Source organism: Vibrio marinisediminis (assembly GCF_014050145.1).
In the GTDB taxonomy this organism is placed as follows: domain Bacteria; phylum Pseudomonadota; class Gammaproteobacteria; order Enterobacterales; family Vibrionaceae; genus Vibrio; species Vibrio marinisediminis.
Window position 1 is genome coordinate 215333 of the sequence record NZ_JACFYF010000006.1, and the last position, 17812, is coordinate 233144.

Below are 17812 nucleotides of genomic sequence, written 5' to 3' on the forward strand. Positions count from 1 at the left end.
CTCTTATACCAATTGAAGATGAGCAAACTATTTGAAGATGAGCAAACTATAGAGCGATAAACAAACCCGCTAATGCTGCGCTCATCATGTTAGCCAGTGTGGCAGCAATCACCGCACGAAATCCAAGTGTTGCCACTTCTTGGCGACGCTCTGGCGCCATCGCGTTAATCGAGCCTAATTGAATTGCTATCGAGCCAATATTAGCAAAACCACACAAAGCAAAGGTAATGATTACCTGACTGTGTTCAGACAAGGTCTCTTTAACCTTAACAAAATCTAGAAAAGCGACAAATTCATTGAGAATTGTTTTCTGACCAATTAACGCGCCCGCGCTGAGCACTTCATTGATCGGAATCCCCGCGAAAAGTGCCAATGGCGCAAACAAGTAACCAAAAATCCACTGCAATGTTAGATTTTCAATACCAAACCAATGGCCTACAGTTTCAAAACCGGCGTTTATCATTGCGATCACACTGACAAAAGCAATCAACATGGTACCAACCGCAACGGCGACTTTCACACCATTCATAGCACCTGACGCTAATGCGTCAATCACGTTTGAGTCGCTGCTTTTCTCTAGCTGAATAGCGCCTTGGTTGGCGGATTCTTCTCGCTCAGGAACCAGTATCTTCGCCATCAGTAGACCACCGGGAGCAGCCATAAAGCTCGCTGCAATCAAGTACTTGAGTTCTATCCCCAATGCGGCATAACCGCCTAGTACCGAGCCCGCAACAGAAGCCATCCCCCCCACCATCACCGCAAAGAGCTCCGATCGAGTCATGTTGGGCAAAAACGGGCGAACAACCAACGAGGCTTCGCACATGGAAAGAAAAATATTACTCGTTGCCGCTAATGATTCTACTTGGGAAGTGCCTAATAATCGGGCTATACCACCACCGATAACAGTGATTAGCTTTTGCATAACACCAAGGTAATAAAGTAAAGAGATGATAGCAGAAAGGAAAATGATGAGAGGAAGTACTCGGATAGCAAAGATAAAGCTTCCTGTTGCCAGCTCACCGAAGACGAAGCCAATACCTTCATCAGCAAACGAGAGTAATCCGGATACAGCCGTACTAATGGAACCCAATAATGACTGACCTAGTGGAAAATAGAGCACAAGGGCAGCAAAACCTGCCTGAAGAGAGAAAGCCCCAATAACAGTCCGCCAATTAATGTTGCGACGGCTATCTGAAAGCGCATACGCGCACGCCAATAAGACCAATATACCGGCCAAGCTGTAGATGATTTGCATGAATGTTACCTTGCTTATGTATCTGTATTTGGGCGGGTCAAAAATCAGACGCACACAGGCATAGGCAGCATTGCGATAGTGTGCAAAATGCTGTCTTACCCGAAGCTAATTTAAGGCCCGTAAACGCTCACAGTTACGCTGGGCCCTGTTCCTTGGGGCAAGTATCCATATTGCAGCCGCTTGAAAGCTGGTTAAGTATTCATCACACGCCATAACGGTGCATTTTAACGGTGTCGAATCTTACCGGGCGCGGAGTATACTGGCACTTTCAGTATGTGACAATGATCACTTTTGTTAAAAATCAGCCACTTTGCAAATTAACTAAAATTTCACTGTACTCCGTTAGCATTGCGCCACAAAAGTGATGAAATTTACCGCAATGGGCACGGTAATCAGTCACGAATGACATCATTATTGTATGATCTAGCGACTCCCCTTATCGAAGTAGCGTATGCTTGCTTAACTGAGGGAATGTTAGCGACACCGCAGTAAACTCAAACAGACGAATCGTTATTAAAGGAACACCATTATGTCCTTGTTCAAACCATTTCAAACAGCACTCACTTGCTGCGCAATTATCATCGCATCGACTGCTTTTGCGCGTACACCTCTGCCAGCATCTCCAGAGCGTATTACCCAACCCTACCCAAATATTACGGTCAATACCCTTAGTTCGGCAAAAGAGCTCATTGAACAGTTCGAGAAAAATGACTACCAGTTAAACAAGGTTAAAACCGATGACCAGCTACCACATTACTTCATTGAAAACCTGCCAAATGATTTGAACTCTCTGCCAGTGCAACAAAAAACGTCCGGTTTTGTTCGCTTATTGTTGCCAACTATCAAAGCCGTTAATGACCAAATTTTAGAAGTAAGAACCAAGTTGATCTCTCTATCACAGCAACCAACAACAAACTGGTCAGACGAAGAACAACAATGGGTCACCGCTCTAATGAAGTCATATGATGTGAAATCAAACGACATCCAACAACTGTTACTTCATGTTGATATCATTCCAATCGGTATGGTGTTAGCTCAAGGCATTGATGAAAGTGGTTGGGGAACCAGCCATTTCGCCGTAGCTGGCAATAGTTTATATGGTGAACACCTACCCGCACATGGTGGCAAATACCTCACCACGCCTGGCGGTCATGTCAAAGTTGCCGCTTTTGATAACCTATATTCAGGCACAGCGAGTTACATTCACAACCTCAACACAACCCGTGCCTATAAAGAGCTTTGGGAACTAAGAAGTCAGCTTCGTGCACAGAACAACCTAAATGGTCATCAACTGGTGCAAGCGCTGAGCCATTACTCTACGCGTGGAGAAGCGTACGTCGATAATTTGCGCGCATTGATCAAGCACCATCAACTTGATGACTTTGATCATGTCACTTTCAGTCAAGAAAAAGCGATTCGAGTGCGTTTTGAGCATTAATATATGTCTCTATTGCCTTAATGTTCAGCCTGGTAGTTTCTGACCAATCCATCGCCCCAAATCGACTTATCCCAGTTGTGGATAGATAAATCGTTTTCATCATCCATACTTGATCCTATGGCTCTGCACTGCGTAGGTAAATGGATGATTATTAAACTGAGTTATTTGGGGCTACTTCCTTTTCTAGTTTTACCGCTTGGCTTGTTGACGCCAAACCTCGTGACTCCGACGCACTTAGTGCAAATTTATACCATGTACAGTGTTTGTATTGCCGCCTTTATGGCTGGCACATTGTGGGGAAGAGAAGTTGAGAAACCCTCTGCGAAACCCTACATGTTACTGGTGACCAATGGCATTACTCTTTGTGTTTTTGCGTTTGCTTTGATCGCTGAGGTGAGAATGGTTGGTGCTTTAATTGGCTTAACGCTGGCGCATTTAATGAACTTTGTCTGTGAACGAAACAAATCCAATATTCGCTATTACAAAGTGAGAAAAGCGTTAACGATTGGGGCGGTTTCGGGGCACTGTTTACTGCTCACCTTGATCATTGGGAGCCCCGCTTTTGGTTAGCAATTCCGCATTATCGAGAGATTAACCTTTGTTTTTGCAGGGAAATAATCAAAGTCAATCTACCCTTAAATTCTGACAAAAGTGACGTTAGCTTTATCACCAAACCGGAAAATATATTCATCCCCTTTCTCATACCCTTGGTATACTTTGTTTACTGACAATTTAATCACGGAAGAGTTATGAAGAAGATTTTTCACCTGCTAATCGTGTCATTGTGTTTGAGCTTTATATCTATATCCGCTCATGCTTCCCAACGAGCAGTGCAAGGTTGGCAAAAAATTGAACAAGGTGCGATGATTGTTGACGTGAGAACGCCACAAGAGTATGCCTCTGGTCACCTAGAAAATGCCGTTAACTTTCCATTAGCCGAGTTAGACCGTCACTTTGCGAAAGTAGATAAAACACACCCTATCGTTGTTTATTGTAAAAGTGGTAACCGTTCGGGCATCGCTTACAACTTCTTAGTAGAGCAAGGATTCACCCAAGTTCATAATGGTGGTGGGCTTGAGGAAATGTTAAAAGCCAAATAGAAATTTGAGCCAAACTGAGTAGAGATAACCCATTTTCACACGCTATCTCTACTCATTAAATAAAATTAGTTTTTCTCTTTACCGTACACTCTTACGCCCGCTTTTGAGCTTTCAGAATTACCGTATACATTGATACTTTTCACGCAACGACGCTTACCAAAATAACGCCATGAACTATGCTCATCTTTGTCAAAGTCACGATAAAAGTTAATCGTTTTGCTCTCACCGTTTTGGAACTTAACCACAGCTTTGCGCAGCTTTAGCCCTTTCTCCGCTTTAATTTGAATCGCGTTGGTGTTTCTACAAACGAGTAGCGGAATTTTGGCAGCATGTTTGCCATGTTCCAACAATAGCGTACGCCCCAAGGTAAACTTGTCATCTGCCTGCACGTTCGACACAAACATAAGCGCGCTAATTGCTGCGCCTACAATTAAAGATTTTTTGCTCATTACAATCTAATCATTATTAATAAATCGGCGCGCATTCTATGTATTTAGTGCAGAGAGTGTTAGCTTTTTTTCCTCTGCCGCAGCAAATCTAGCATTGCGCTGACAGTGCGCTTTCAATTCAAGCCACCGAGGCTCTGCGGTATTAATTTAAGAGCGATGATAGCCAGAGGTAATGAATGGACCGAGTAGCATATTCAACTTCTTAAAAAAGCCTTGGTGTTCATCCTTAAACATTGCTTGTGCTTTTTCAGGCGAGTCTGCGCTAACAATCAAAGATTGCTCTATAAAGCCCTGCTCAATCAACTGCTGTGACTCTTGTTGGTAAGTAGAAGAGCCCATTTCAAGGTAGGTAAACTCTTTGTCTTTGGTGAAAAATTTGTAATCCATATCTGCCTCATCAACGTGATTATCTTTGAATATAGTAAATAAGGGACTTCTTCATTTCTATTTACCGACATCCACTGTGCTAATAATTGGATTTGAACACTCATAATTATGTCGACTGATCGCTTTTAAGCTTAAAAACAGCCCAGATAATGGATGGATGTCTACATTGCTATGCCTGAGCTCGATTGGGGTTATCACAGCTTTTCGGCATTAACTTACTGATGAAGCCGCGCAATATAAATAGAAAAAGCCTCGAATGAGGCTTTTTAGCAAACTGTCATTAAACGCATAATTTACATTGTTGAATGACCTTTATTAACTGAGCTTACGCGGCAACTGCTCGCTTCTTTTTGCCGTAAACCACACAGAAATTACCACGCTTAGTTCGGCACTTAGAGCATCGCTCACAATCCACAGGCGTTCTATTTTCTTCCAACCAACGCTTAACCAGCATTGGTTCAGCAAGTAATGGTCGGGATAACGCGAAATATTGAATGTTGGTCTCATGTGCGATCTTTTCAATGGCTGCAATATCACTCAAACCACCAACCGTAATAATAGGCACGGCAACATCTTGGCTGATCACATCACCATATTCATGGAAATAGCCTTCTTGTTGCAGAGTATAGCCATCAAACGATTCGCCGACTAAACCGCTCGCATTACCGTGAATATTGCCTGAGATAATAATGGCATCCACACCAACCGATTCCAGCTTTTTACAAATCAAGCGGGTCTCTTCAAATGTTAGTCCGCCATCAAAAAACTCAGAAGCCGTCAACTTAACTAAAATTGGGAAATCATTACCCACAAGCTTTCTGATCTCGGCATAAATTTCTAACAAGAAACGCATACGGTTTTCTAAACAGCCGCCATATTCATCTTCACGTTGGTTGTAATATGGGCTTAAAAACTGGTTGATCAGGTAAGTATGCGCAGCATGGATTTCAACGCCATCAAAACCAGACTGTTGTGCTCTTTTACTTGCAAGGGCAAAGGCGTTAACAATGTAGTCAATCTCTTCCTTCGTCATTGCTTTACCGAGTGTTTTTGTGCCTCTTTCGGCAATGTCACTCGGTGCAAAAATCACTCTTTCGCCGACGTTATAGGTGGTTTTTGTACCGCCGTACGCTAGTTGCATCACTATTTTTGAATCGTATTGATGCACCAGCTCCGTTAGCTTTTGATATTCGGCAATAAATGAGTCGTTGTACATACCCATCATGCCTGCATTAGGCTTTTCTTCTTCTACAATATTGGCATAACCCGTCACGATTAAACCCACTTCACCTTTAGCGAGCTCTTCATAGATATCGTAAAGGCGCTCAGTCATATGGCCATCTTCCGTTGCCATATTTTCCCAGGTGGCACTTCGTACGAAGCGGTTTTTTAATGTCATGTTGCCAATACGGCTTGCTGAAAATAAAGCGCTCAAATCTCATCCTCAAATTTCAATTATTTGTACTGCCCATCAACGAATGGAGAACAAAAAAGAGAGCAGCCATAAACAATATATAGCTGCTCTCTTTTCTGTTCTATTAACCATAAGCAGAGCGTTTGAATAATACGCTCGAATAGTGAAAAAACCTTAATCTAGATTAAGTTATAGGTATTTATCAAAATACTCTGCCCTGTTTCAATTCAGTTCATTACTCGATAATACAAATACCTAGGCTTTTTTTACGAACTTGGCGGTGACCATCATTTCACCTGCGCCATCAACTTTGCAATCTAATTGGTGATCTTTACCTTCAACAATTCGTCTTACTACGGCTTTTGTGCCGATTTTTAGCACCAAAGAGCTACCCTTCACTTTAAGATCTTTCGCTAGGGTGACTTTGTCACCTTCTTCCAAAAGAGTTCCGTTCGCATCTTTTATCGCTAACGTCTCAGCGTCGTCACCAATTTCATTGGGGTTCCATTCATGAGCACATTCTGGGCAGATAAGGTTGTTTTGATCTTGGTAGACAAATTCTGAGTGGCAATTTTCGCAAGGAGGAAATGACATATTACTATTTCTTTCAGTTAACTATTTCTATTAGAGTGGTCGAGTATATCGAAATAATCGCACTTATGAGCGTGCGTAGATCACCACTCGAACTAAAGATATTTAACCCGTTCATCGATACATTCATAAGTTCCGGTTTCAAACTCACGACAAATCCAAGGTCTATTCTCGTAGATTGTACACATGTAGGTTTCACGATCTAATGCTGAACACCAACCATCATCTAATCTCAACATGGTCTCCCCACCCCATTTATCAATGGCGATGTGTTCCTCAGGAACCCCTGTATCTGAAATAATCATAACTTCTAAGCGGCAACAGCAAGCCTTGCAGTTTGAACAAGCCACTTCTTCGTTAGTTTCGTTCTTAATTGGTATATTCATGTATATCTACAATTGACTCAATTGCTCATGATACCTCAATCTTGGCAGAACTCGCCGAGAAATTTACTTTGCATCCCATGGGAAACACTTCGGCTCAGTTTAACTCTGCAACTCGTTGTTAGAGCTTGGTTTCTATCCCCATGATTAATTAGATAAAGTAATCTCTCTGCATTATTTTTTTTCGTAATTAAATTACTCAAAATATTTGACCAAAGTCACATTAAGAGTAGAATTCGCTCTGTCTTTTGAAATGTAATTACATAGGTAGAGAAATGAACTCAGCACTTCTATCAACATTGGACACTGCAAAAGCTACTAAAGTAGAAAAAGAATCTTCAACTTCTACACTAGCCGAAATCGCAACACTTGCGATGATGTTCCTAGCAACGTCAGCAGTAGCTTTGTTACTAACCCTATCTTGGGTTTTGTAACCAGCCTTTCACGGATTTGAAAACAAGCGATACTCCCTAAGAGTAATTTAGAGAGTATCGCCTGAATCGCTTTCTTAACCATACTCACTTCTTCTGCTAGTCACGCCTTACAATATCGCTAGAAAACATACCGCATAGCAATCAATTCAGTCACACTATAATATCGCCAGCACCACCATACGTATCGCTAGCAAGGTCACCAACCATTTAATTGCATTAATAATTTTCCCATTGTTTGCCGCCAATCGAAGCTTTGTTCCAACAAACGATCCCAAAACTGCCCCCAAAATCATATATATGATCAGCGCCATATTTGAGAATAAGCTGGTTGTAACCGTAAGATAAACGGGTATTTTCGCTAGGTGGCTAATACTCATAAACATCGAACTGGTGGCAATGATTTCATCTTTGCATTTGAGCTGCTTCGTTAATACCGCCAGAACTAACGGACCAGTTGCCCCAACAACAAGCCCTAGACCTGTTTGTAAAAAGCCCAGTAAATAGTAGCTTTCATATTTGCTAACTGCGGTTGAGAATGTTGAATTCCAGAGGTTAAGTAGGATATATACCCCAATTGCGAGCGGAATATAATCAACGGGGATATAAGACAACACACTAACGACGAGCAGTGAGCCTACGATAGAACCAATTAGAAACTTTGGTAGCAGCTTCCATTTCACATAATTTAGAGAAAACAGCATACGAGATGAATTACTCGCCAACTGCGCTATACCATGTGCGGGGATAATTAAACTTGGGCTCAAGAACGCGGGCAGAATAGCAATGAGCAGCATCCCTCCGCCAAACCCAAATACACCGGCAATCATCGATGTGATAAATGTAATAAAGCCAAGTAAATACTCGATGCTCGCACCCTCCGTAGTGCTATCGCCCTTATTTTATGAAGGACTCTCCCATTCACTTATGAAGCTACGCCGTCATTTGAGCAGGATGCATAGAACTGTAGACTCAGGACTGAGTGGCAAGCAATGCTCCCACTAAACAGAGCAACGACAGAATCAGCCTTGAATACTTTGTGATGATGCAATGTCTAATATACAATCTCAAACCTTACAACATGAGCGCCAAAAGATGCCATTTAACAACGACATTGACCATATGATTAGCTATTTAGAGCGTTTCTGTAAAGAGCCGCATATAAATGCACTAGATTACGTTTCTGACGAGCAGATTAACTTACTTCTCGATTTTCTAACTCTAGCCCACAAATTGAAATGCGATATTTACGCCACCGGTAGTATAAATAGCTCGCATTTTCTTGGCATTGGCGTTTTTTCCCTTACTCAAGATAGAGCTCCTCATGGAAACCTATTTCTAAAGGTTGAATCAAACAATATCTATGTGGCATTTGAGTTAGACAGTTGCACGAATGACAATTTACTAACGCCAATTCGAGCGATTGACGCATTGAGCTATTTGGCGGACAAAAATGGTCATTCCCTATTGCCAGAAAACTACCGATAGCCACCACTTAACAAGCGCACACAACAAAAGTATGCACTACAAGCTTGATGCTAAGTTCGTAACCATTTATACATAATGTAACTATCAACAAGCCCCAATTGAGCGTGTTTATAAGCCTTAGGGATCGTGCCTATGATTGAAAATCCGAGCTTTTCCCAAAGTCTAACAGCGACTTCATTAGCCGATACCACACTGTTAAATTGCATTGCGTCAAAGCCAAATTCAATGGCTTTCTCTTGCGAATGCTCACACATAAGACGAGCAATGCCTTTACCTCTGGCTTCATTTGAAACCATGTAACCACAATTGCAAATATGGCTACTTGGTCCCATCGCATTCGGCTTAATATAATAAGTACCAAGAACTACGTTATTTTCAACAAAAACATAAGCTTTTAGCGGTGTTTCACACCATAGATTAAATGCCTGTTCTAGCGTCATATTGGGTTCAAATGCATAGGTTTCTTGAGCCTGAATAACCGTAGAGAACGTCCGCCAGAACGACTCAAAGTCTGATTTTGTGATTTCCCTTATCATCAAATTTCTCCTGAGAGCTGGTGTACCCATCTAACACTGGGTTAAGTGGTGAGCAACACCAGCACCTGATCTAATCCATTGTACTGTAAATATAAAACCCACACGGAGATAAAATATCAAACGTATAGCATCACTCTTATATGCTTTGCTATACGATATTTCTAGTTGGCAAATGCTTCAAGCGCATCTCCCGTAAGCCTATAAATAATCCACTCGTCTTGAGGTCTAGCCCCAATTGATTTGTAGAACTCAATCGCTGGTTCATTCCAATCCAGCACGCACCATTCAAAACGACCACAATTTTTTGCTACAGCCAACTTAGCCAAGTATTTGAGGATAGCCTTACCAGCCCCAATATTTCTATACTCTAAAGACACATATAGGTCTTCTAGATATAGACCATTTTTACCTAACCAAGTTGAATAGTTATAAAAATACACAGCAAAGCCAATGGGTTCGTTGTTCACCTCACATATCACAGCACTCGCGCTAGATTCTGGAGAAAAGAGGCTTATTTCAATGTCCCTTACGCTTGCTTTAACTTCACTTTCAAGTTTTTCATATGTCGCTAATTCATTAATAAATTTAAGAATTGTTTGCGCATCTTCCACTTTTGCTTCTCTAATTTCCATTGTATTCACATATCCTCCGTGATAATTGAGTCGTTGGTTTCCCCACAAAGAGTAGACGCTAAATAACTGCATTCTTTCGTACTCAGTTACCTTTTCAGCTCATGCTTGGTATACCTCTATGCCCGGGCCTTAAGTCTTGATGTTTATATGCTCGGTATTGTACACAACGATCTGAGTGGATTATGACGCCCTTCGGCGCCCTAGGCGACTTGAACGCCATTTTTAAAACATCTGTAATGAGCTGAATCGTCATCGTTGTATCCAACAACCAACCGATGATGGGTCTTGAGTGTCGGTCCATTGCTGTGACGAAGAAGAGGCACTGGCTCATCAAGACATACTAATGTCGTGAGCCACTTCTGAATCCGGTTATCGGCTTCAAAGTCTCTACGGAGTTCAGAAAACACCATGTGTTGGGAATCCATCTTGGTCGATTTACTATAGCAACATAGTTGAATGAGCGGATACCACTTGAATTTTGCCATATTCTTTAAGCCAAACTCTCGAAAAGACGAAGCGTCCACTGGCGTCAGCACCATTGTATGTTCCTACAATGTCTGCATTTACGTAAACCAAAACAGAATTCCCATGGGGCTCGATCTGTAGATCACTCAATTCAATTGAGGAAATAGACAACAAGCCTGATTGATGAAGCGCTAAATCATCTTGTTTAGAAACTCTATGTCCAAAATGATTTATGAACACCAAATTATCAGCAAGCAGTGAATCTAATGCCGCAATATCAGAACCAATCATCGAGGCTTTTAATCGATGTTCAGCATTGATAACTTCCTGTACTAGTTCGAACCCCATACTTACCTCTCCTATTTCGAATAACGCGACCTCTGACTATGATAACCCTAAGCTCAATTTGATACTAAGGTGAGTCTACAGAACACTCTCACCCCTTTAATGCATTGCGCCAATATTGGACAGTTTTCTCAGATACCGTATCTGTTTCATTGGCTGCAGCGGTTAAAAAGTCGCATAAGTTGCTAGCAATCTGCTCATTGCCCAATAAATACAAACTACGAATTGCTCTCGTCAACCTAAGTTGATTGTGGTCACTATGTTTAAGCCATACGTGATTCACCGGTGTCAACGGCAATACCGACGTGATTTCATTTCCATTTCGCTGCATTCCCCAAAACTCGAGCATAACATCAAGCGCTTGCAGATGAGCTTCACGAAGTTCTCTTGAGTTGGAAAATAGCGCTCTGTCTTCTTGAGTGACGAGTGGAGCGTGTTGATTGAACTTAGTCCCCTCATCTACTGGGAAAAGAACTTGAATGTACTTATGGTCATGCTCCAACCAAAAGTGGTTGTAACCTAGCAACTGATCAATACGACGACCAAATTTATCTGGGACTTCACCAGATATGAAGAGAGCAATCTCACTCATTTTAAACCCTGCTAATTATAGTTTTTCTATTTGCGCGCCAACGCGCAACGAAAGGTTAAACCAACGCAATACCAATACCATCACAGACCACTTTAATCACTGAATTTTCCGTCAAGCACATATTCCATACGAGACAAGTCTGCCTTGAGTGGTTTGCTATGCCAAATTTTGTTGCATCTAATTTGATTTCAAACGACACTGTAATGCTGCGTTGATTTTACCGCACTAACTACCCACTGCGTAGTTTTAACTAAACGTTAGATACTAAGGTAAAATATGAAATACCCTAAAACTCTCCCACAAACTCATAAGCAGCTTTTAGACAAAATTGTTCAGAAACTACAACTAGATCCAAGAATTGTTGGTATAGGTGCAAGTGGTTCATACGCAACAGATACATTAGATAAATACAGCGATCTAGATTTAGTTATTGCAGTTAAACCTGAGCAATTTGAAGCGGTGATGAGTGAACGTTTTACTATTATCGAGAGTATTGAAGGAAAGGTCGCAGCCTTTACCGGAGAACATGTTGGAGAGCCGCGTTTGGTCATTGCACTCTACGCTCCTGACGCTATCCATGTTGATTTTAAGTTTGTGTCCCTTCCAGATGCCGCAATTCGGGTTGATGATACAAAAGTACTTTGGGAGCAAGGTACTTTGCTCTCTGATACATTTAAAACTAAGGTACCTCAATATCCCCAGCCTGAGCCACAATGGATTGAAGACCGTTTTTGGATTTGGACGCATTACGCTGCCACTAAAATCGCTCGAGGCGAGTATTTCGAAGCGCTTGAATTTTTATCCTTTCTTCGTACCGTCGTACTCTCACCGCTTGCACTAAAACAGGCTAACCTGACTCCTTCAGGAGTACGAAAAATCGAAACTCGTTTACCCGAATTCAGCAAAAAGCTTGAACTCACAGTAGCAAAACCGACAAAATCAGAACTGATAATCGCATTTAAACAGTGTATTAGACTCTACTTAACGCTAAGAGAGCACGAAGATATTCAAAGGAACGTTGAAGCACAAAAATTGTGCATTCAGTACCTTGAGGATGAAACTCGACTTTAAAACTCGAAGGGGCAGCCTATTGCCCCTTTATGCAAAACGCTTCGGTGTACACTGGAGTTCGATGTTTAGCCATAAATCACCTCTCAATTTGAACTGAGAATGCCAAGTGTTGCGAATTTGTCTTATATGCTTTGATATGCCACTAGCGCTCACTGAACGCGACTTTGCCTGCCAACCCAATAAGTAGAACTCCAGAGACGCCCTCAAGTACTCGAGAATAACGCTGTGAGTTTGGTCGACTAAAAACCCAACTTCCTACTGAGGCATATAAAATGTTACACACTGTAGCTAAAGCGCTAAACAGTAACCCAAGCATTAATAGTTGCATTGATGCCGAACCAGTCGAAGTATCGATAAATTGAGGTAAAAATGAGAGGAAGAATAGTGCCACCTTCGGATTTAATACGCTAACAATGACCCCTTGTACAAATACATTTTTATTGGTTTCAGTGCTTTCGTGAACAACAATTTTGCTGCCTCCGCGCCACATAGAAAGTAGAGACTGAATTCCCAAATATACCAGGTAGGCTGCACCCAACCATTTCACTACACTAAACGCTAACGCAGAGCTTAGGATTATTGCGGATAAGCCTAAACAAGCAGCTAATGTATGTACAAAGTAACCAACACCCAACCCAATTGCAGCCTTCATTCCGCTTGCCATTTTGCCTTTCATTGTATTCGAAACAATGTAGATTACGTCCGGTCCAGGTATCATATTGATAGCTAAACAAGCGACAACAAATAAGAATAGTGAATTTAAGTCCATTTCCTTTCCTCCATGTTAAACGTCTTGCGGCATAGCGCCGCGTTAAGTGGTGAGCAACGCCAACCACCCAACCGAACCCATTGTGACATAAACACTTAAACCGAAGTAAGCCGAGAGCGCCATGCGTTGGGAATCCGTCTTAAATGCTTTGTTAGCTGTGTTTTTCGAGACGCGCACAACTTCGTCCCCATTTAACTTCAGTCGATACAAAAATGTGCTCTTCACTATCAGGTACAAACTCTGTATCCAGCAAACCAAGAGCAAACGAACGATAACCTTCGTTGAACTCACTACTGTCTATCCATTCGATATTGGAGCTACAAACACCGCAAAATGTGCGCGAGACATTCTTCGACGATTTGTATGTGCGAATATTCGTTGTTCCAGTTATTTTAAAATCTTCATCAGAGACTAAGCCGAAAGATGCAAATGATGAGCCATGAGCCTTTTGGCACATTTTACAATGGCAATGCATCACATGCTTGATCGGTCCAGTGATTTCTATTGACACTCCACCGCATAAACAACCACCCTGATAGTTCATAGTTCCTCCAAGCAGCTAACGCCACATTAAGTGGTGAGCAACGCTACCACCCTACCTAAACCATTGTGACATAAACACTTAAACTGAAGTAAGTCGAAAATGCCATGCATTGAGAACCCATCTTAAATGCTTGTTATCCATTTTCTGGAGGCGCACCATCGAACTGAGGTACCCCATCAGCGATTAATTCCCACGAAGCCTTAGAGTCAACGTATATATGGCGACTGAGCTGTATTTGAGGGTCACCGTTTATGCAGCCTAACGTAACACCGTGAACATGCCCCTTGTGTACGCCAACTAATGTGGAACCGCACTTGGAGCAAAACTGAAGTCCAAAACCATGCTCACCGATATATGAGGTTAGCAGTTCTTCCCCACATACCCATTCAAACTCTCCCTCTTTAACAAGAGCATATGCTGAAGCCTGTGAGCTAAATGCTTTACGACATCGAGAGCAATGACAAGAACGGGCATCATGGAGACCACCGTCAACCTTGTACTTGATTTCGCCACAGAAACACTCACCAGTAATCGTCATAACACCTCCTTATGCTGCCGTACCACCCAATCTTAAACCTTGCGACATTCAGCACTAAAGCCAACCTAAGCTGAAATTGCCAAGCGTTGAGAATCCGTCTTATAACGCTTTGTTAGTTGCACAACGCGCGCTGAATTTTTTGCTTATTATCGATAATGTATTTTATATCATCGAGATAAGATTGAAGATGACCGTGCTCGATGTTCTCAGAAAATTGTTCGCTGCCATTGGCTGCCTCTTGGCGCATAAAGCTGACTAGTGCGTTTAGGCGTATAACCATATAATCTGCGAGTTGTTCCCGCTGACCCAACGAAGCACCATAATTGTCGCAGAATACCTTAGCTCTTTTAGTTTGATCCTCAATCGAACCTAGCCTATCGACACTGTCCGTTTTAAACGGAGCCCAGCAATAAAGTGAATATGCTAAATCCCAAATCCTTGGTGCTGGATGCGAGGTATCGAAGTCAAATACGCCATTCACAATATTACCGGTGAGAGCTACATTATAGGGTGCAAAGTCTCCATGACATATGACCTCAAATGGCTCTCGAGGTTCTAACATCCAAGGCAAGTGATTAGGTTCAATATGACTAACGAATGTTGCAGTTGAGTCGTGAAGCTTTCTCAGCAATTTAGCGGCTGACACCAAAGCCTCTTGTGTAGCGATAGCACCTGTCAGCGGGTAATTGAATGTGTCACCAGTTACAAAACTTAACTTCTCTTGCTCACCCTCAACACCGAGAAACTGAGGTGCTTCGTTGAATCCAGACTCTTTTAAGTGTTCTAGTAACCGATGAATCGTAATGCTCCAAGGCTGAATTGGTCGATAAACAACATCGCCATCTCGGAATATTGAAGACTCTCTTCCACCTGATAATTCTTCCATGATTCTCCATTTGCAACTAACGCTGCATTAAGGTGTGAGTAACGCAATACAAAAGCTACCGCACAGCGCCTTAACCACCATAAGCCACCGCATAGTAAAAATGCCACGCGTTACGAATCACTCTTAAGCAGATTGTTATGTCTTATAAGCCGCCTGCCAAATCTAAGTAGTTTCCTGTCGAAAACGAAGACTTTTCAGATGATAACCAATAGATTGCTTCTGCTACCTCTTCTGCCGTACCACCTCGTTGAAGGGGAATGATACCTTTAAGCCTTTCGACCCTCTCCGGCTCTCCTCCGTCAGAGTGCATATCTGTGTAAATTAGCCCAGGACGAACACAATTTACCCTAATCCCCTCAGAAGCGACCTCTAAGGATAATCCCTTAGTTAAAGTGTCGATTGCACCTTTTGAGGCAGCATAATCAATGTACTCATTTGGGGAGCCAGAGCGAGATGCACCAGATGAGACATTTACAATTACACCACCATTTCCGCCATGCCGGGTAGACATACGTTTTACAGCTTCACGACTACATAAAAAATAGCTCGTAACATTATTTGTTAAAATTGCATTGATCCTGTCGGCTGTCATTTCTTCTAGCCGACATTGTTTACGTAGGATCCCTGCATTATTAACTAATATAGACACTTGACCTAATTCACGATCAATACGTTCAAACAGTCGTACAACTGCAACTTCGTTAGAAACATCAGCTTGGGCAGTAATACACTTACCGCCATTTGAAGTAATTTCTGATGCCAGTTGTTCTGCAGCGAGATAATTAGATTTGTAGTTTATGCAGACAGAATAGCCTTTCGATGCGAATAACTTTGTAGTCGCAGCACCAATTCCACGGCTACCACCAGTAACTAAGACTACCTTTGAATTTGCCATAAACTATCCCAATATGATGAATTTGAAGTAATACATAACGCCGCGTTAAGGGGTGAGCAACGCAATACTGAAGCCGCCGCATACCACCTTAAACACTAAAACCAACGCATAGTGAAAATGCCACGCGTTGCGAATCCCTCTTGAACAGTTTGTTATGCGTAATTTTTGACGTACTTTGTCATTGCTGTTTCCGAGACTGACAAACCGTCGATTCTATATTGATCTTTGAACTCTCCAACAACATCGAACCCTGCTTTTAGGTAGAGGTTCTTTGCTGGGAAATTCTCTGATAGTACACAAAGATCAAGCCAGTCAATTTCGGCTTTTTCTTGGCAGAAATTTATAACCGCATCAATGAGTCGTTGACCAATACCTTGCTTCCTGCAGGAAACATCTACGCCCATACCAAGTAGAACTCGATGAGAACGGCTATCATCACCGTGGTGGCGAAGATCAATGTGACCTTTGATACTTCCAGAGGTGTCTTTTACAACCCAGAGCTTTCTCCAACCTAAATCGCCAAAGTGATGGGAAAAGCCTTGGATAAACTTATCTTTTGTTGCTTCTGGAATTTCACTTTGCTCTCTGGACATTGGCTGGAAAAGAGGAACTTCTCCATTACCATTTTCAGACAGCTGATTTTCAAGATACGCAAAGAATGAATCTAAATCCGATTTTTCCGCTTCTACTACTTCCATCTAATACTCCGTAGTCCATCGATTGCGCATAACGCCGCGTTAAGTGGTGAGCAACGCCAACCACCTTACCTAAACCATTGTGACATAAACACTTAAATCGAAGTAAGCCGAAAACGCCATGCGTTGGGAATCCGCCTTAAATGCTTTGTTATGTTTATGCCGCAAGCCATACACCTGCAGCAGCTAATACAAACAACAAAATTCTTTCACTAGCTAATACTATATGTTTTCTATTATTGTCCTTATACCTAAAGTCTTGATATTGAAGCCATCTACGATAAACGTACGGGCGAAATAGACCTGCAGATGAGTGGCTAGTAGCAAACGCGTATTTTTCAAATACTCTTAAATGTTTTCCAATATCTTTGCTAGATATATCCGACGGCTGTTTATACCTTGCAATAACTATCTCACTTTCCTCAACTTTATATACTTCTGAAACATAGGGGGACAGAACTACTAGAACATCTCCGATAGAACCTTGGGTATAAAAAAGTTGAGCATTGTGCTCTGTTCTAAGCACCAAACTTGACTGACTTTCGTCAGGAATATTTGCAATTCCAAGCCGACGACTTCCAAACTTTATATAAGTCGCGTTGTGAAACTGATGAGCCAACAAAGGTGAGTTCTTATATTTAGGGCGCTCTTTTAAAAATGAAAGATAAGTTTCGCCAAAAACGGGAGCTGACCTTGCTTTAAAACTTGCGAACCGCTGAGAAATTCGCTCATCTAAGTCATTCCACATGCATCGACGTATATATGCTTGATTATCCAATCTTTTTAATTTTTGAGCATACTTGTTTTCTTTCATCTATCCTCTCGCTAAACTGGTGTACCCCTCAAAAAGTAGACAGTACATAACTACATACTTTCGTACTCAACTGGGCTGACATACCCCAACGCTG

The 17812-nt window shown here is 41.9% G+C and carries 26 protein-coding genes; 6 read left to right on the forward strand and 20 right to left on the reverse strand.

The window, feature by feature from the left end; all coding sequences use genetic code 11:
• Positions 1 to 46: 46 nt before the first annotated feature.
• Entirely contained in the window at positions 47 to 1255 is a 1209-nt protein-coding gene (locus H2O73_RS12045) for a NupC/NupG family nucleoside CNT transporter (RefSeq protein ID WP_182109096.1), read from the reverse strand.
• 529 nt (positions 1256 to 1784) lie between these two features.
• Between H2O73_RS12045 and H2O73_RS12050 the strand changes: the two genes are divergently transcribed.
• The 3 genes from H2O73_RS12050 to H2O73_RS12060 all read left to right on the forward strand — a co-directional run bounded on the left by H2O73_RS12050 (position 1785) and on the right by H2O73_RS12060 (position 3793).
• Positions 1785 to 2693 carry a glucosaminidase domain-containing protein gene (locus H2O73_RS12050; RefSeq protein ID WP_182109097.1) on the forward strand — a complete coding sequence of 303 codons (909 nt, stop codon included), beginning with the start codon at positions 1785 to 1787 and terminating at the stop codon, positions 2691 to 2693.
• Positions 2694 to 2837: 144 nt separating this feature from the next.
• Positions 2838 to 3263: a DUF3429 domain-containing protein gene (locus H2O73_RS12055; protein ID WP_182109098.1), complete on the forward strand. Its 426-nt coding sequence runs from the start codon at positions 2838 to 2840 to the stop codon at positions 3261 to 3263.
• 179 nt (positions 3264 to 3442) lie between these two features.
• Positions 3443 to 3793: a rhodanese-like domain-containing protein gene (locus H2O73_RS12060; protein WP_182109099.1), complete on the forward strand. Its 351-nt coding sequence runs from the start codon at positions 3443 to 3445 to the stop codon at positions 3791 to 3793.
• Between the two features lie 65 nt (positions 3794 to 3858).
• Here the strand turns inward: H2O73_RS12060 and H2O73_RS12065 are convergent, their stop codons facing one another.
• The 5 genes from H2O73_RS12065 to H2O73_RS12085 form a co-directional block, all read right to left on the reverse strand.
• A complete protein-coding gene (locus H2O73_RS12065; RefSeq protein ID WP_182109100.1) occupies positions 3859 to 4242 on the reverse strand; it encodes a DUF2541 family protein in 384 nt (127 codons plus the stop codon).
• Between the two features lie 147 nt (positions 4243 to 4389).
• Positions 4390 to 4629 carry a hypothetical protein gene (locus tag H2O73_RS12070; protein ID WP_182109101.1) on the reverse strand — a complete coding sequence of 80 codons (240 nt, stop codon included), beginning with the start codon at positions 4627 to 4629 and terminating at the stop codon, positions 4390 to 4392.
• Positions 4630 to 4954: 325 nt separating this feature from the next.
• Positions 4955 to 6064, reverse strand: a complete 1110-nt coding sequence (locus H2O73_RS12075; RefSeq protein ID WP_182109102.1) for an NADH:flavin oxidoreductase — start codon at positions 6062 to 6064, stop codon at positions 4955 to 4957.
• A gap of 234 nt (positions 6065 to 6298) precedes the next feature.
• Positions 6299 to 6637 (reverse strand): zinc ribbon domain-containing protein YjdM, encoded by a 339-nt coding sequence (locus H2O73_RS12080; RefSeq protein WP_182109103.1) that lies wholly within the window; start codon positions 6635 to 6637, stop codon positions 6299 to 6301.
• A 92-nt stretch (positions 6638 to 6729) separates the two neighbouring features.
• Positions 6730 to 7020, reverse strand: a complete 291-nt coding sequence (locus H2O73_RS12085) for a YkgJ family cysteine cluster protein (protein ID WP_182109104.1) — start codon at positions 7018 to 7020, stop codon at positions 6730 to 6732.
• 272 nt (positions 7021 to 7292) lie between these two features.
• Here H2O73_RS12085 and H2O73_RS12090 point away from each other — a divergent pair, with 272 nt between their 5' ends.
• On the forward strand, positions 7293 to 7451 hold the full coding sequence (locus H2O73_RS12090) for a hypothetical protein (protein WP_182109105.1): 159 nt from the start codon (positions 7293 to 7295) through the stop codon (positions 7449 to 7451).
• Between the two features lie 155 nt (positions 7452 to 7606).
• Here H2O73_RS12090 and H2O73_RS12095 read toward each other — a convergent pair whose 3' ends face one another.
• Entirely contained in the window at positions 7607 to 8317 is a 711-nt protein-coding gene (locus H2O73_RS12095; protein WP_368737161.1) for a sulfite exporter TauE/SafE family protein, read from the reverse strand.
• A gap of 226 nt (positions 8318 to 8543) precedes the next feature.
• On the opposite strand from H2O73_RS12095, the gene H2O73_RS12100 reads away from it, so the two are divergent.
• Complete coding sequence (locus H2O73_RS12100) at positions 8544 to 8936, forward strand: hypothetical protein (RefSeq protein ID WP_182109130.1); 393 nt, start codon at positions 8544 to 8546, stop codon at positions 8934 to 8936.
• Positions 8937 to 8986: 50 nt separating this feature from the next.
• Here the strand turns inward: H2O73_RS12100 and H2O73_RS12105 are convergent, their stop codons facing one another.
• The 6 genes from H2O73_RS12105 to H2O73_RS12125 all read right to left on the reverse strand — a co-directional run bounded on the left by H2O73_RS12105 (position 8987) and on the right by H2O73_RS12125 (position 11506).
• Complete coding sequence (locus H2O73_RS12105; protein ID WP_182109107.1) at positions 8987 to 9472, reverse strand: GNAT family N-acetyltransferase; 486 nt, start codon at positions 9470 to 9472, stop codon at positions 8987 to 8989.
• Between the two features lie 161 nt (positions 9473 to 9633).
• Complete coding sequence (locus H2O73_RS12110) at positions 9634 to 10104, reverse strand: GNAT family N-acetyltransferase (protein WP_246335914.1); 471 nt, start codon at positions 10102 to 10104, stop codon at positions 9634 to 9636.
• Positions 10105 to 10198: 94 nt separating this feature from the next.
• Positions 10199 to 10405 carry a DDE-type integrase/transposase/recombinase gene (locus H2O73_RS22265; RefSeq protein ID WP_368737162.1) on the reverse strand — a complete coding sequence of 69 codons (207 nt, stop codon included), beginning with the start codon at positions 10403 to 10405 and terminating at the stop codon, positions 10199 to 10201.
• On the reverse strand, positions 10305 to 10529 hold the full coding sequence (locus tag H2O73_RS22125) for a hypothetical protein (protein ID WP_246335908.1): 225 nt from the start codon (positions 10527 to 10529) through the stop codon (positions 10305 to 10307). Before H2O73_RS22125 ends, H2O73_RS22265 begins: the two co-directional genes overlap by 101 nt.
• A gap of 13 nt (positions 10530 to 10542) precedes the next feature.
• Complete coding sequence (locus tag H2O73_RS12120) at positions 10543 to 10917, reverse strand: nuclear transport factor 2 family protein (RefSeq protein WP_182109110.1); 375 nt, start codon at positions 10915 to 10917, stop codon at positions 10543 to 10545.
• An 88-nt stretch (positions 10918 to 11005) separates the two neighbouring features.
• Positions 11006 to 11506 (reverse strand): opioid growth factor receptor-related protein, encoded by a 501-nt coding sequence (locus H2O73_RS12125; protein WP_182109111.1) that lies wholly within the window; start codon positions 11504 to 11506, stop codon positions 11006 to 11008.
• Positions 11507 to 11782: 276 nt separating this feature from the next.
• Here H2O73_RS12125 and H2O73_RS12130 point away from each other — a divergent pair, with 276 nt between their 5' ends.
• Entirely contained in the window at positions 11783 to 12577 is a 795-nt protein-coding gene (locus tag H2O73_RS12130; RefSeq protein ID WP_182109112.1) for a nucleotidyltransferase domain-containing protein, read from the forward strand.
• Between the two features lie 142 nt (positions 12578 to 12719).
• On the opposite strand, the gene H2O73_RS12135 is transcribed toward H2O73_RS12130, so the two are convergent.
• The 7 genes from H2O73_RS12135 to H2O73_RS12170 form a co-directional block, all read right to left on the reverse strand.
• The gene (locus tag H2O73_RS12135; protein WP_182109113.1) at positions 12720 to 13346 is read right to left on the reverse strand and encodes a LysE family translocator; all 627 of its coding nucleotides are present in this window, start codon (positions 13344 to 13346) and stop codon (positions 12720 to 12722) included.
• 151 nt (positions 13347 to 13497) lie between these two features.
• Positions 13498 to 13890, reverse strand: coding sequence for a GFA family protein (locus H2O73_RS12140; protein WP_182109114.1), 393 nt, complete (start codon positions 13888 to 13890; stop codon positions 13498 to 13500).
• A 133-nt stretch (positions 13891 to 14023) separates the two neighbouring features.
• Positions 14024 to 14428, reverse strand: a complete 405-nt coding sequence (locus H2O73_RS12145; RefSeq protein ID WP_182109115.1) for a GFA family protein — start codon at positions 14426 to 14428, stop codon at positions 14024 to 14026.
• Positions 14429 to 14540: 112 nt separating this feature from the next.
• Positions 14541 to 15314: a phosphotransferase gene (locus tag H2O73_RS12150; protein ID WP_182109116.1), complete on the reverse strand. Its 774-nt coding sequence runs from the start codon at positions 15312 to 15314 to the stop codon at positions 14541 to 14543.
• A 142-nt stretch (positions 15315 to 15456) separates the two neighbouring features.
• On the reverse strand, positions 15457 to 16209 hold the full coding sequence (locus H2O73_RS12155; protein ID WP_182109117.1) for an SDR family oxidoreductase: 753 nt from the start codon (positions 16207 to 16209) through the stop codon (positions 15457 to 15459).
• A gap of 152 nt (positions 16210 to 16361) precedes the next feature.
• A complete protein-coding gene (locus H2O73_RS12165) occupies positions 16362 to 16907 on the reverse strand; it encodes a GNAT family N-acetyltransferase (RefSeq protein ID WP_150878570.1) in 546 nt (181 codons plus the stop codon).
• Positions 16908 to 17061: 154 nt separating this feature from the next.
• Positions 17062 to 17718, reverse strand: coding sequence for a hypothetical protein (locus H2O73_RS12170; RefSeq protein WP_182109118.1), 657 nt, complete (start codon positions 17716 to 17718; stop codon positions 17062 to 17064).
• Between the last annotated feature and the right edge of the window lie 94 nt (positions 17719 to 17812).